Raw genomic sequence first — 13,124 nt, forward strand, 5'->3', positions numbered from 1 at the left:
TGAGCCGCGTCTCCCATCGCTCCAAGATCGGCGCCGAGATTGATGACATTCGCGAGCAGAAGCGGGACGGTGACGCTCACACCGACCCAGCGCGGATAACACTGGGCCATGCTGCCCGCCAACCCCCGACCTGTGGTCCGGCCGATGCGGGCACTGATCATCTGCACGGCGACCATCAGCGGATACGTCAGTATCAGCGTCCAACTCACAATGTAGCCGAATTGCGATCCCGCCTGAGAATAGGTCGCGATCCCGCTCGGATCGTCGTCCGAGGCGCCGGTGACCAGGCCAGGCCCCAGTATCTCCAACAGTCGCGGTTTCGAAGGTTCAACGACCGCACTTCTGTCGTCCAATTGGTCATCGCTCATCACTATCTCCCAGCGCATCCCGATACGGCGCGTTTCCACCGCTCTCGGTGCGAATGAATCGCGGATGTCGACTGTTTGTTCCGGAGGGGCAGGAGAGCTAAAAATGATTCGACTTCAAAAACTTCAAGGCGACCATTCTCAATCGCTGTTTGGTGCCAGATCCAGCCATTTGCGCGCCTGCGTTGATATCGGTCGGAGTGCCGTCGGTTGCCGCAAACGCGACCAGCACTTTCGCCTTGTTCCCCGGTGGCATGGCGAGCTCGTGGGTTTATCGTGACGGGATAAAGAGTGTGTGCGGCGTCAATGCCGTAGCCATTGCTATGATGACGGTGGTAGGTGGTGTCGCCGGAAGCGTTTTATTACTTCTAACCTCATCCAAGGTTCTCGATGGTCTCCTGCCATGGCTTTTGCTGGTGGCTACATTCATGCTTGCCGCAGGTCCAAGGCTCAGCGCCAAGCTCCGAACGCAGGCGCGTCCGAATGTTCTAGCCTTTGCGACCGTTCAGTTCTTTCTTGGTCTGTATGGCGGCTATTTCGGCGGCGCAGTGGGTCTTATGATGCTCGCGGCATGGAGCGCGCTCGGGGGCGAGGAGATCAAGAGTCTGAACCCGACAAGAATGGTGATGGTAACTGCGGCAAATGCGGTCGCCGTGGTCGTCTTCGTCCTGGCTGGGGCGATCGTCTGGCAAGAGTGCATTCCGATGACGACCGGAGCCGTTATCGGCGGTTGGATCGGAGCGCATATTGGACGGAGGCTGCCATCACCGGTCGTCCGGGTGCTAACCCTCGCGGTCGCCGTTTTGACAACAACAGTGTTCTTTTCGCGAGCTTACCTTTAAGCGGAGGTCGGGCCCTCGTGAATTGCAGCATCAGGTCAGTTTGACGGCTTGGTTGCAGATCGACCGTTCAGACGATCAGCACTCTTCGCAGTCACCTGGTATTGCGCCGGCTGCTGCTTCCCGGCGACAGCAAGGGACACCACATCGCCACCAGGCCGCCAGCCATGCGACGAGTGTGCCAAACCGTTCCAGTGCGCGACCGCATTCGTGTGAACCTCGCCCAGTCCCCAGCCTCTCAACGGCTCCCGCCCCTTTGCCGAAATGAACCCTTAGGTCAAATTTGCGCATAAAAGCTGCAGCTTAGTGCTTCAAGCTTCCGACGGCACCAAGGCATCTGTTGCGTTTGATGAAAGCACTTCGGGTTGAAATGATGATACGATATGCTCCAAATTGCGGCTGCGAGAGTCGCTTTTTCAGGCATGCAATTGGGGCGACCACGATGGGTTTGGGTGATCGAGAGACACAGGCCACCGCCGGGGCCGAACCGGCAGCATCTGATGCCGCGGCCTTTCTCGCGGCCATTGTCGAATCATCAGACGATGCCATTGTCAGCAAGAGCTTGTCCGGCATCATCACGACCTGGAACAAGGGTGCCGAGCGAATTTTCGGATATACCGCGGACGAAACAGTCGGCCAGCCCATCACCATCGTCATCCCGGCGGATCGTCTTGATGAAGAACCCGCCATTCTCGCGCGCATTCAAGCCGGTGAACGCGTCGATCACTTTGAAACGGTAAGACGTCGCAAGGACGGCAACCTAATCGACATCTCTTTGACAATCTCCCCGATCAGAGACGACAGCGGCAAAATTATCGGAGCATCGAAAATCGCTCGCGATATCTCGGAGCGCAGGCGGGAAGCCGAGCACCGGGAAATGCTCCTTCGGGAGATGCATCACCGAGTAAAAAACCTTTTTGCGGTCGTCGCCAGCATTATCACCCTCGCTGCCCGAAGCGCGGTTACGCCCACCGATCTCGCCTCCAGCATGAAGGATAGGCTCATGGCATTGGCGCGCGCGCACGAGATAACGTTGCCAAGCCTTGCTGGCCAGTCCGTTGAAGATCCCCCAGCGACGCTGTTTCAGCTTCTCTCGAATATCCTTGCGCCCTATGGGCAAGACGACCACCGGCAGTGGACACTGCACGGCGATGACGTCGAGATAAGCCGCGCGAAGATCACCAATCTCGCGCTCCTGTTTCACGAGCTCGCAACCAACGCTGCGAAGTACGGCGCGTTTTCCGTCGGCGACGGGACCGTCGATATCACATTGACTATCTCACCGGACACAATCGATTTGGTTTGGCTTGAGGCGCACGGACCGATAGATGCAGATCGGACCCAGCCCTCTTCCGGCTTTGGCAGCATCCTGGAGCAAAAGATAGCGCAAAGCCTTGGCATCGATATCGAGCGGTCATGGACGCCTGGTGGATTATCAATTCGGCTGTCGCTTCTACGTCCCGCGATCACCTAAGTCAGCCTCCAGGCTCGCCTGTGGTTTACAGGCTTGTCCGAGCCATGCACGCCATGGCTATTGCCATGCCGAAATGACGCCCGAATAGACGAATCGCGACCGATCTTCGGATGCCAAGCTCGTTGATTCGTCCCGGCTACCGTCTCATCAATGTCGCTGGCAAACCTTGGTGATAAGCGCTGCGAGTTCATCGCCAGAGATGATGTCATAGCGATGGTCGTCAACATGAACGAAGACTTCGAGGGCGCGCAGTTCGCCGGCGTGCTCACCTGCGTATTCGATAGCCTTGTCGAGAGCGCAGAAGGTTCTATTGGGAATTTTGGTAAGCCAGCTGTGAACTGTACTTTGGGTATTGGAATAGACCGAAATCTTATCCATCATTGGAGCACCATCTGATTTCAGACGCATTCTCAAAGCAACTTACACGCGAGCCGCGAAGTAAACGAATTCAAAGATATAATGTGGTTACCCGCACGTTACGAGAAAGTGCGTAACGAAGTCGAACGTTGCCCTACTGTTCGCGGCTGGGATAATAGAGATGATAGCCCTCAATTCAGGGACACCAATCTGCCCAAGGAACAAGGGATCGCCTATGAGGCCGCTTTAGCGGCTCATGAATGGTACGAGCAAAGATAGCCACAAACGACCTTCTGCCCGGTCTCCGCATACGCCTCGTCGTTCCGCATCGATGAAAAGGACGGATACCGAGGCGTAACAGCTTGCAGGTTCCAGTTGGCGTCACCCTGTTGAAAGACGCCCCGTCAAAGGTTGACAGTTACAACCGGCGATACGTGGAGGTCTGCCTCGCCTTGATGGGGGCAGAACCTGGGATCCCACCATCCAATGTCTGGCTGCAGTTGAAGAGATGCGAACCTACGGGGGATCGAACCACAATTCTTCGGGGCAAACTGGCACTGAAGCCTAGAAACATGACGATATTGCCGTTCTAACAGCTATTCCGACCAACGCACTCTGGATGGCGGCACCCACAACGGGCCGCAACCGCGGCACTGATGCGATGAGAATGGAAAGACCCGGAAGATCAAGTGGATTGAGCAGAAGTGCTGAACTATGAATGATTTGCTTATCTTGAAGGGGCAGTTCCTTTTGAAGGTCGAAAAGCAGTGCCACCGCTGCGCTCGATCCTGCTAGGCACTTTGTCATAAACAGCAGGATATCTTGTTGAGTAAGATGGAGCATTTGAAGCAATGGTTGAGCGACGGACGTGAAAGCTGAAATTGCGCCAGCACTTTGGATCAGCTTTACGAGTGCAAGCGCAATCACGAGGACGGGCAAAACCGCGGAGATAACCTTGATGGCATCAGCGCCCCCGCGGTTGATTGCCGAAAGAAGATCGAGCCTTCCTTCACCGTGATTATCCACATCGTCGTCGCCAACAACGATGCTCGAAGGTGAGAGAGAACGACGCCCGACGATCCAGTATGCGAAGGTTGAGGCAACGAGTGCGCCGCAGACACCGTTCAATATAATCAGCGCAGGATCGATACCGATAGCCGCTAGCGGCAAGCTCGCATTTGCGGGAGCCGCGGCAAGCACACCAGCAAAGGCAGCTGCAAGAAATCTGTCCGACGCCCTTTTGTGTGTCATCAGTGACAAAGCCGCGACTGGAGCGGCAGAACTTACCAAGCTGAGTTGCAGGACGGCCACAACCCCCAAGCCATCCAGACCGAAAGCTCTGCAGACAGGATTGGCTTTGATGGCGAGCCATCGCAGTGCGCTTATGTTTTCGACATAGCGCATCAGCGAAAATGTCACAATCATCAGCGGCAAAAAGGTGAATATGGCGATGTCGACGGCACTTCGTCCGGCATCCAGGATGGCGGTGATCAGAATTGTCATGGGAACGGCTGGTTTGATGGACGGTGAACGCGCGGCCGGCTTGATGGAGGAAGCGGGCTCCGGATCCGATCCCGGAGCCACGTCGTTCAGACGCTATTCCGGTTTGAAATCTTCCTCGAAGAAGCGGGCAACCTCGGAATAGACCTGCATGCGCTGGCTCTCCATGAGGGCGAGATGCGTCGCCTCCCCGATTTCCACCCATCGCCTGTAGGAGGCACCGGTCAGTTGCTCGAAATAGGCCCGCGCCAGATCGAGCGGGACGTCGATGTCCCATTCGGCGTGCAACAGCAGCACCGGCGCGCGAATCTCGCTTGGCCGATAATAGGGGGCTCCAGCTCTCCAGTAGGTGCGGATGTCCTGGATCGGCCCGTTGGTGGCCCGGAGTTTGCCTTGCTCTCTGTCGGCCTGCGACGGCTCCTCCGAGAGGGTCAGTGCGGCCCAGAGGTCGAACCAGCCCTCGGGCACAAGACGTTCACGCGCGTATTCGGGTGCGGTGCCCAGCCAACGCGCCAGGGCCGCGTGGACGGGAACAAGCCTGTAGGAGCCAAGCGCGCCGCCCTGATCGATGGGGATGGCAACGTCACTCAGCCATTGCGGCGCGAGCAAGGCGAGCTTGACGACCTTGTCGGGGTTGCGCGCAGCATATGCACCGGCCACGGTACCGCCCCACGACATTGCAAAGACGTTCACAGCCTTCAGGCCGCGAAGTCCAAGGACGAAATCGATAGCCGTCGCGAAGTCGGCGACGCCGGTGTCTGTGGCGACAAGCGGGGGGTTGAGATCGGGCGCCGCCTGCATCTCCGGCGGGCGGGTCGATTTTCCATAGCCCCGGACATCAACCGCAAAGACATCGAAGCCTCGATGAGCGAGGAAGTCGATGAAGGACATTCCGTTGAAGGGAACGTCGTAGAGACTTCCAGACGAGAAGGTCGCCCCGTGCACCATCACGATCGTCTTTTCGGCGAGAAAGGTCTTATGGTCTTTCCGCCGCTTGTTGCGGACATAGAGTTTGATGCCGGCGGTATCGCTATCGACATAGTGTTCTTCGAAGGCGATTTCCTTTGTGTCAAAGCCCGAAGATGTAAGCTCATTCTTAGACATAGGACCACCTAAACTTTTCGCCGTCGCGGGTGATGTATCCTGCAGACGAGCCGGGGAAATGAGTGGAGAAATACATGGCGGGATTGTCTGCCGCGAGGTCGAGCACACGCCTCCTGGACTGGGCCGCTTGTTCAAGAAACTCGCAAAAGACCGTATTCAGGTCGGGACGCTCTACCTGGATCGGATGGTGCATGACGTCTCCGGCAAATATCGCCGCCTCATTGTCCGACTCCAGCAGAACCGACATATGACCAATGCTGTGCCCCGGGGTCGGCAAGAAGGTAAATCGATCCAGGAAGGGACCACCTTCGCTGTCAATGAAATCGACAAGACCAGCATCGATGATCGGCTGGACGCTGTCCTCGTAGACGCCGGAGCTCGGAATATTCACGTCGTTGTGGCTGGCTGTCGACGAGTAGTACTCCTGCTCGACGCGCGGAAAGATGTAGCGCGCGTTTTTAAAAGCGGGGGCCCACTTTCCATCCTGGAGTACGGTATTCCAGCCGGAATGATCGACGTGGAGGTGGGTATTTATGACAAAGTCGACATCTTCGGGCTCGACACCTGCCTGGCGCAACCTGTCGAGAAACGGAATGGTCTGCTGATGGAAGGCGAGATTGCGCGGTCTTTCCTTATCGTTACCCGAACCCGTATCGATAAGGATGACGTGGTCGGGCATCCTGACAAGCCAGCTATGGATGCTCACCACAAGGGCATCGCGGCCCTCTTCCATATCGACGGCGGAAAGACGTGGCTCGATCGCCATGATCTCCTCGGATCCGGCAGTCGGGTAGAGAAATGAAGGCGGAACGTTGTGCAGATACTGCTCCTGCACCTTTCTGACCGTCACGCCGGCAATACGATATTCCTTTCCAAGATCGCTCATGGAACTTCCTTTCGAGTTGAACTGGAACCGGGACAGCGCTGTCTGATGGCTATGGACAGTAGGGAAAATTCGTGCAACGATCAAATCGATGAATGAAATTGTCTCCATCGATCATTTCAATCTGTGGTCTTTCGACCTCAACCTGCTCGTCGCCTTCGATGCGCTCATGAAGGAGCGTAGCGTGACGAAGGCGGCTGTCCGGCTGAAAATCCAGCAGCCCGCCATGAGCCACAATCTCGGCACTCTCCGGACCCTGCTTCAAGACGAGCTGTTCGTACGTGTCGGTCAGGTCATGCAGCCGACCCATCGGGCGCTGCGCTTCGCCGAAGCCGTGGAGCACATACTCAGTCGCACGCAGCTGGCGATCGTAACGCCTGCGACCTTCGAGCCGGGCGAGGCCGAGCAGATATTCCGCATCGGCTTTTCCAGCGAGCTTGAGGTGCTGCTCGTGCCGCGTCTCGCCGCTATGTCGAATGAGATGGCCCCCGGTATCAGAGTGCTTGCGCGAGCGGTCAACCCCGAGCTGGTCCATAAGCTTTTGGACGACAATGTCATCGACCTTGGCGTTGGCTGCTACGATGACGGCAACAACAGACACCGGCGGAGCCTGCTGTTCGAGCAATCGCTGATGTGTTGCTACAATCCGAAGCTTCTTGATCTTCCCGAAACTTTGGACCGCGACAGCTATCTCGGCCTGAAGCATGCCCTGGTTTCCCAGAAGGATGCCATCGAAGGCTGCATTGATGATGCGTTGAAGCGGATCAACGTGCGGCTCGACGTGTCTGTGGCAGCGCCGGAATTCCTCACAGTGCTGACCGCCGTCCTCGAAGCGCCCCTGATCGCCACCCTGCCGACCAGAATTGTGAAGCGGTATGCCGGTCTGTTCGGCTTGGCGATGGCCGAAGTTCCCCTCGATTTGACGGTGAGCCCGATATCGATGGTCTGGTCGGCGGCAGGCGACAATGATCCCGCCAACCAATGGATGCGTTCTCAGGTGGCACGGCTTGTTTCTTCTTATGGCTAAGTTTGGCCGATAACCCTGAATCACCTCTGCCTGCAGTTGTTCATACTTCGCTCTTAAAAGGGAAACGATCCGCCGGCCCCGGCATTTCACAGTCACTTTGCCTTGAAAGGGATTCGAACTAGAGTCCCGTTATTGGAAACCGTCAAATTTTCAAGAATGTACGGGTCTGGAAATTGAACCAAGGTCCCAGCGCTAACGCCACAATGCGGAAATGGGCACGGCGCATAGACGTTCTCCGAAAGGGACTACCTTTTGATGGTCGTACAAGACAAAGCCGGAAACAAATCTTTCTCCGGAGGCCTCGGCCAGAATTCGCAATCCAGAAAAATCGGCGCTCGAGACGGTAGCTGCCGCCTTTACCTCAATGCCGACAATACGTCCTCTTCTGTCTTCGATAACGATATCGACTTCGTTCTGCTGCTTGTCGCGAAAGTGCGAGAACTCAAAGCGTTCTTCCCCGCCACTCGCGAGTTTAAGAATTTCGGCGAAGACGAAAGTCTCCAGCAATGGTCCAAACTGCCCCCTCTCTGCCCGCAGCCGGTCAAGAGAGAGGTCCCGGAGGGAGGCGAGAAGACCAGAATCAAGAAAATGTATTTTGGGTGTCTTGATGAGGCGTTTCAGCTTATTGGAAAACCAAGGTTGCAAGGTTCGAGCGAGGAATAAACTCTCGAATATGCCGACGTATTTTTGTGTTGTGATGTGATTCATCCCGATAGCGGCACCAATGCCGGAATGGTTCACGAGTTGACCTGAATGCTCCGCAAGAATGCGTAGCAACCGCGGCATTTGAGTGATCTGCTCGATTTGTGCCACGTCGCGAACATCGCGTTGAACGATCGCCTGGATATAATCCGCATACCAGTCTTGTCTGCGGGCCGAGGTTTTGCGGCCCAATGCCTCGGGATATCCACCTGCCAGAACTGCAGCCATCAAGTCGTCGCCGATGACGGAATCACCGGCTTTGGCATCGTTGCGAAAGGCGTCGAGCAAAAATCTGCCGCCCGCCGACCTGATTTCGCTTTGAGCGAGTGGCAATAATCGAACGACCTCCATGCGTCCTGCGAGTGAGTCCGCCACGCGTGGTAGTGTCATCAGATTGGCTGAGCCCGTCAGGAGGAAACGTCCCGGACGTTGGTCGGTATCCACGCTTTCTTTGATTGCCAGCAGCAGCTTGGGAGCGCGCTGAATCTCGTCGATGATGGCCCGGTTCATTCCTCTGACGAAACCAACCGGGTCCTGCTGAGCTGCTTCCAGAGTCGTCGCATTGTCGAGTGTATAATATTCCATCTCTGGACTGGCCATCTTCCTGGCCAGTGTCGTTTTGCCGGATTGTCGGGGGCCGACGATCAATACGACGCGCGCATCCGACATGGCGTCATTAATCCGCTGCTCGGCGAGCCTTGGATATATCGCCATAGTTTTGCTCCTTGTGACCATTTGAAACTATGGCATTGACTGATTGAAAGTCAACTTACGGCGATTTGAAATTTATATGGCGTCCATTTGAAACCAGAAGCCCGAAAAATCGGTGGCGTGCGCGTTTGCGGCATGAAATGAAAGCCTGCCATGCCTTTGGAGTTAGCCAGGACCATAGCAGTCCCGACCTGATCTGGATTTCGTAGGTAAGTTGCGGTAGGTCTCCCCTGGAATAGGCATCCAATGAGAGAAGCGCAAGCATCACATTCTCCTCGGCCGGATCTACTACCGGCTCCAAAAAACGGTTACCCCGCAACAATTCCATGAGTCCGAAGATCGGACGAACCTGAGTATTTCAGTTTTCGACCGTCGGCGACCACAGGCGCAGAACGTGGTGCGCACGTGGCTGGCATGACATATTGCACGGTCTCATATCATACGCGCCACCAACGCCGGTTGTCGATGGAGAGGCTGCATTCTCGCCCGCTCGGGCAATTCGACCCCAATAGCCCGCCTTCAGGCCGCGCGAAGTTCAGATCGATAACGCACTCGCAACCGCCGCCAACGAAAATCCGCCCAATACCAGCGATGCCAGTTTGTACGTGTGGCGACGTACACCGAACGGCAGGTTTGCCCCGAATGCGACCCATCCCAAACCGGCAAGCGTCGAAAGAAGCACATAGGTCAAGACCCAAATCTCCAGATGAACCGCACCTACAGGAATGAGAACGATACCGACCAGCATCGCCTTTGGATTGACCAGCGTGGTCAGGAAGACTCGAATAAACGCTTCCCGCACAGGCCGAGCATCCGTGCAGAACGACATCCTCCAGAGTTTGACAGCCGAATAAAGCAGCCAGCCCGCTGCCGTCAGCTTTATCATGGCAAAAGCCACAGCATTACCACGAACCGAATCCGCGAGTGTCACAAACACTGACACCGCGACGATATACCCCATCGCTTCTGCGAGGGGCATGATGGCCGCTCGTCGCAATCCGAAGGAGGCGCCGCACGCAGCGAGAACCGTGTTGGTGGGACCCGGCGAGAGCAAAATGATGTTGGACGTCAGAACAAACGATAGGGTGACCATAGAAGCGACTAGGAGGTTGAAACGCAGCCTGTTTACAAGCTTTACTCGCTATCACACTTGATGCATGTCAAGCACCCGTCCTGCCAGAGAGTCTGGAGGTTGCCCGGTCTTCAACCACAAGAGAGTCGTTCTGCTCGTTGCGATCGACGAGCTTGTGGTCGATCCAGGGGGTACAGGCGTCGGCGAAATGATGCGTTCGATCCATCTCACCAACAGGCGATCGGTTATCCGCGTCTTCTATGCGCAGGATCGGGAGAGCGGCATCAAGCTTCTCGGTAATCAGGCCTGGCTCGTTCGTAATAAAAGGGGTGAGGTGAGCGCCTTCCCACGGCCGCGTTCGACCGATATCGTCGCGTCGCACGAATTCTCGCGGCTGAAGCGCCATTGCCTCGAACTGCTTTATGAACACGGAAGCACCAACACCCTGCCCCGCCTAACGCCGCTTGGGTTGGGAAGGGGTATGTGATTGCCGAATGTGCCTGACGATAGTCTGCTGGGACTTGGGATGACTATTACGTTCCGATTTCCTACCGTATGAAGAGCTTTGGATTCTTGTGGTGATTGAACCGCCGCTGAGCACGGCTCCGTCACAAATGGCTCGATAGGCGAACTATTTTCTACTAATTTCGTAGAAAAAGAATGACCTGTCTTTCTCGGAACATGGCCGTAATCTAGATTTCCTGCACCATCCAGCAGGACAGCGCATGCGGACTGTTGCGGTCGAAGCAATCTAGGTCCTGAGGCAAAGCGGACATGAGCCGGTATATCATCATTGGAGCGGGAGCGGTCGGTGCAAGCTTGGCTGCGCAGTTCGAGCTTGCCGATATCGGCTATGCATTGGTTGGACGGGGCGCGCAGATCGACCATGTGAAGAAGCACGGCTTGAGCTACCGGCGCCCATCCGGTACGCGGCAGGTCAGGCTGAACGCCTTCGATGTGGCCGATCCACCCGAGTTGACAGCAAACGATGTCCTTTTGCTGACGGTGAAGTCGCAGGACGCGTCCAGCGCCTTAGCCTTCTGGTCATGGCGGCCTGTATCGGAAGTGGCGAACGCAACGGCGGCACGTCTCCCCCTCGTCACCTTCCAGAATGGTTTGGCCACGGAAGCGTTTGCGCTCAGAACCTTTGCGCGGGTTTATGGGGCGAGCATCCTGACGCCGGCACGGTTTACGGAGATTGGCAAGGTCGTTGCGGGCGGCGATCCTGAGGTCGGTGTGATCACAGTCGGGCGTTTCCCGCAAGGGCATGACGAAACGAGCGAACGCATTGCCGCAGACCTGAACCGCGCAGGATATCTTGCGGAAACCAGTGCCGATATCCGCCGTTGGAAATCGGCCAAACTCCTTCACAACGTCCGAAACGTGCTGGAACTGTTCAACGGACCTGCGGATTTGCGCGGTTTGATCGGCGAGGCATTGGTGAATGAGGCTCGCCAGGCTCTCGAAGCTGCCGGGTACCATCTGGCTTCCCCGTCTGAGCGAACCATCGATATTTCAGGTTGGCGGGTAGCACAGAACAGCGGCATAGCGGCCGGCCAGCAATCGACGTGGCAAAGCTTTACGCGCGGCACCTCGAGCGAGGTCGATTTTCTGAACGGCGAAATCGTTCTGCTTGGTCGCCTCCATAATATTCCGACACCTTATAATGAGGCGGTTCAAACACTTGCCGGCCGATTGGCGCATCAAGGCGGCTTTTCAAACCCAATGCCGCTTGACGCAATCCGCTCGCTTGTCGACAGATCTCGCCAAGACATTGACGCCGGCCTCGTCGAGACCGCGTGATCAACTGCCTGCTAATCCCGCAACAATGAAACCCCTCAACCTGAAGCACCCCATGAGAGAAGCCATATCAGATCATATCCTTGTCGCGGCCGGCGCGCTTTTTTATAAAGAGGGCATCCGAGCCGTCGGGATCGATCGTATCATCGAAGAAACGAAGGTCGCCAAGGCGACATTATATCGGCACTTCCCATCCAAAGATCACCTCGTCGCCGCTTATCTCCAGGATCGCCACGATCGTGTCATTCGCTCGCTGCAGGACGTCCTTGAAGCGACGAGCGATCCACGCGATCAGATCAAGGTGATTTTCGAACGGCTGCACGAAAAAGCCGACAGCCCAGAGTTCCGCGGCTGCGCCTTTGCTCTTGCGGTCGCCGAACACGGCGATTCCGAACGCGTCGTGTCCGTGGCGCGAACGCACAAGGCCATGGTGAAAGACATATTCGCCGCCATCATGTCGAGAACAGGCGGTCGTCCGGATCACGCAGCAGCTCATCTCTCCCTTCTCTATGAAGGGGCACTTGCTACCGTGGCGGTCGGCCGCGATCCGCAGTCGGTACTCGTTGCCCGCGACTGCGCACTTTCCGTGTTCGACGCGGCGATCCACTCAACCAAGCCTTCAAAAAAGAGCAGAACATGACAAAGACCATCGATTACTTCTTCGGCATCGGCTCGCCATGGGCCTTCATCGGTCTTGAGCCGTTTGCCGAACTGGCTCGTGAACACGGCGCAAATATCCGCCCCTATCTCATTCCGCTCATCGAGGATAACGGTGCGATCTATTCCCGCAATCGACCGGAGGCCCGCCGCGCTTACTGGATGAAGGACCTGAAGCGATGGGCCGCCGTGCGCGGCAAGGTGCTCAGCTTCGAAAACCGCGCCGCCCTTTCGGACCCGACGCCGGCCGGCTTCATGATCATTGCTGCTATCGAAAACGGCGCTCACTGGCTGCGACTGACACAGGCCCTTCAGCAGGCTTTCTGGGGACGCGGCGAAGACATCGGCAACGCCGAGGTTCGCCGGGCGCTCGCAGATGCCGCCGGCTTTGACGGCGCGGCACTCGACGAGCAGGGCCAGAGCGACGCAGTGCAGGCAATCTGGAAGGCCAATTACGAGACGGCCAAAACATCGGGCGTCTTCGGGCTTCCGACCTTCCGCTATGAAAACGAGCTTTATTGGGGACAGGACAGCCTGCCTTTCCTCGAACGGCATCTTAAGGGTGCGAAGCTGGTCGCCTGATTCCGTCCCGACACCTGCGCGGCAGGTGGCCTTCAAAGGCTTCCAGACGAT

General features: G+C 56.7%; 13 protein-coding genes and 1 pseudogene. 7 read left to right on the top strand and 7 right to left on the bottom strand.

Annotated features, from left to right (window positions below; translation table 11 throughout):
* Positions 1–368: divalent metal cation transporter (locus PH547_RS29245; protein ID WP_285170160.1), on the bottom strand; the 368-nt coding region annotated here is incomplete at its 3' end.
* Positions 369–535: 167 nt separating this feature from the next.
* Between PH547_RS29245 and PH547_RS29250 the strand changes: the two are divergent.
* Positions 536–1,207: pseudogene (locus PH547_RS29250) on the top strand (sulfite exporter TauE/SafE family protein); the annotation flags it as partial.
* 439 nt (positions 1,208–1,646) lie between these two features.
* Positions 1,647–2,678 (top strand): PAS domain S-box protein, encoded by a 1,032-nt coding sequence (locus tag PH547_RS29255; RefSeq protein ID WP_285170162.1) that lies wholly within the window; start codon positions 1,647–1,649, stop codon positions 2,676–2,678.
* Positions 2,679–2,825: 147 nt separating this feature from the next.
* On the opposite strand, the gene PH547_RS29260 is transcribed toward PH547_RS29255, so the two are convergent.
* From PH547_RS29260 to PH547_RS29275, 4 genes are all read right to left on the bottom strand, one after another.
* Positions 2,826–3,056 (bottom strand): hypothetical protein, encoded by a 231-nt coding sequence (locus PH547_RS29260; protein WP_285170163.1) that lies wholly within the window; start codon positions 3,054–3,056, stop codon positions 2,826–2,828.
* A 543-nt stretch (positions 3,057–3,599) separates the two neighbouring features.
* A complete protein-coding gene (locus PH547_RS29265; RefSeq protein WP_285170164.1) occupies positions 3,600–4,538 on the bottom strand; it encodes a hypothetical protein in 939 nt (312 codons plus the stop codon).
* 93 nt (positions 4,539–4,631) lie between these two features.
* The gene (locus PH547_RS29270; protein WP_285170165.1) at positions 4,632–5,639 is read right to left on the bottom strand and encodes an alpha/beta hydrolase; all 1,008 of its coding nucleotides are present in this window, start codon (positions 5,637–5,639) and stop codon (positions 4,632–4,634) included.
* Positions 5,632–6,525: an MBL fold metallo-hydrolase gene (locus PH547_RS29275; RefSeq protein WP_285170166.1), complete on the bottom strand. Its 894-nt coding sequence runs from the start codon at positions 6,523–6,525 to the stop codon at positions 5,632–5,634. Before PH547_RS29275 ends, PH547_RS29270 begins: the two co-directional genes overlap by 8 nt.
* 88 nt (positions 6,526–6,613) lie before the next feature.
* Between PH547_RS29275 and PH547_RS29280 the strand changes: the two genes are divergently transcribed.
* Positions 6,614–7,549 carry a LysR family transcriptional regulator gene (locus PH547_RS29280; RefSeq protein ID WP_285170167.1) on the top strand — a complete coding sequence of 312 codons (936 nt, stop codon included), beginning with the start codon at positions 6,614–6,616 and terminating at the stop codon, positions 7,547–7,549.
* A gap of 192 nt (positions 7,550–7,741) precedes the next feature.
* Here the strand turns inward: PH547_RS29280 and PH547_RS29285 are convergent, their stop codons facing one another.
* Together PH547_RS29285 and PH547_RS29290 are read right to left on the bottom strand one after the other, a co-directional pair.
* Positions 7,742–8,965: an ATP-binding protein gene (locus PH547_RS29285; RefSeq protein WP_285170168.1), complete on the bottom strand. Its 1,224-nt coding sequence runs from the start codon at positions 8,963–8,965 to the stop codon at positions 7,742–7,744.
* A gap of 532 nt (positions 8,966–9,497) precedes the next feature.
* Positions 9,498–9,941, bottom strand: coding sequence for a threonine transporter (locus tag PH547_RS29290; protein ID WP_285170169.1), 444 nt, complete (start codon positions 9,939–9,941; stop codon positions 9,498–9,500).
* A gap of 301 nt (positions 9,942–10,242) precedes the next feature.
* On the opposite strand from PH547_RS29290, the gene PH547_RS29295 reads away from it, so the two are divergent.
* From PH547_RS29295 to PH547_RS29310, 4 genes are all read left to right on the top strand, one after another.
* Positions 10,243–10,521: a hypothetical protein gene (locus PH547_RS29295; RefSeq protein ID WP_285170170.1), complete on the top strand. Its 279-nt coding sequence runs from the start codon at positions 10,243–10,245 to the stop codon at positions 10,519–10,521.
* Positions 10,522–10,808: 287 nt separating this feature from the next.
* Positions 10,809–11,837, top strand: coding sequence for a ketopantoate reductase family protein (locus PH547_RS29300; RefSeq protein WP_283052775.1), 1,029 nt, complete (start codon positions 10,809–10,811; stop codon positions 11,835–11,837).
* A gap of 52 nt (positions 11,838–11,889) precedes the next feature.
* Entirely contained in the window at positions 11,890–12,474 is a 585-nt protein-coding gene (locus tag PH547_RS29305; RefSeq protein WP_283052777.1) for a TetR/AcrR family transcriptional regulator, read from the top strand.
* Positions 12,471–13,073, top strand: a complete 603-nt coding sequence (locus tag PH547_RS29310; RefSeq protein WP_283052779.1) for a 2-hydroxychromene-2-carboxylate isomerase — start codon at positions 12,471–12,473, stop codon at positions 13,071–13,073. The genes PH547_RS29305 and PH547_RS29310 overlap by 4 nt, the downstream gene beginning before the upstream one ends.
* Positions 13,074–13,124 lie beyond the last annotated feature (51 nt).

Source organism: Rhizobium cerradonense (genome assembly GCF_030182455.1).
Taxonomy (GTDB): domain Bacteria; phylum Pseudomonadota; class Alphaproteobacteria; order Rhizobiales; family Rhizobiaceae; genus Rhizobium.

Bases quoted from the DNA above. Each gene is read 5' to 3' on its own strand.
- PH547_RS29255 (WP_285170162.1), top strand. From the start codon at position 1,647: ATGGGTTTGGGTGATCGAGAGACACAGGCCACCGCCGGGGCCGAACCG.
- PH547_RS29260 (WP_285170163.1), bottom strand. From the start codon at position 3,056: ATGGATAAGATTTCGGTCTATTCCAATACCCAAAGTACAGTTCACAGC.
- PH547_RS29265 (WP_285170164.1), bottom strand. From the start codon at position 4,538: ATGACAATTCTGATCACCGCCATCCTGGATGCCGGACGAAGTGCCGTC.
- PH547_RS29270 (WP_285170165.1), bottom strand. From the start codon at position 5,639: ATGTCTAAGAATGAGCTTACATCTTCGGGCTTTGACACAAAGGAAATC.
- PH547_RS29275 (WP_285170166.1), bottom strand. From the start codon at position 6,525: ATGAGCGATCTTGGAAAGGAATATCGTATTGCCGGCGTGACGGTCAGA.
- PH547_RS29280 (WP_285170167.1), top strand. From the start codon at position 6,614: ATGAATGAAATTGTCTCCATCGATCATTTCAATCTGTGGTCTTTCGAC.
- PH547_RS29285 (WP_285170168.1), bottom strand. From the start codon at position 8,965: ATGGCGATATATCCAAGGCTCGCCGAGCAGCGGATTAATGACGCCATG.
- PH547_RS29290 (WP_285170169.1), bottom strand. From the start codon at position 9,941: ATGCCCCTCGCAGAAGCGATGGGGTATATCGTCGCGGTGTCAGTGTTT.
- PH547_RS29295 (WP_285170170.1), top strand. From the start codon at position 10,243: ATGATGCGTTCGATCCATCTCACCAACAGGCGATCGGTTATCCGCGTC.
- PH547_RS29300 (WP_283052775.1), top strand. From the start codon at position 10,809: ATGAGCCGGTATATCATCATTGGAGCGGGAGCGGTCGGTGCAAGCTTG.
- PH547_RS29305 (WP_283052777.1), top strand. From the start codon at position 11,890: ATGAGAGAAGCCATATCAGATCATATCCTTGTCGCGGCCGGCGCGCTT.
- PH547_RS29310 (WP_283052779.1), top strand. From the start codon at position 12,471: ATGACAAAGACCATCGATTACTTCTTCGGCATCGGCTCGCCATGGGCC.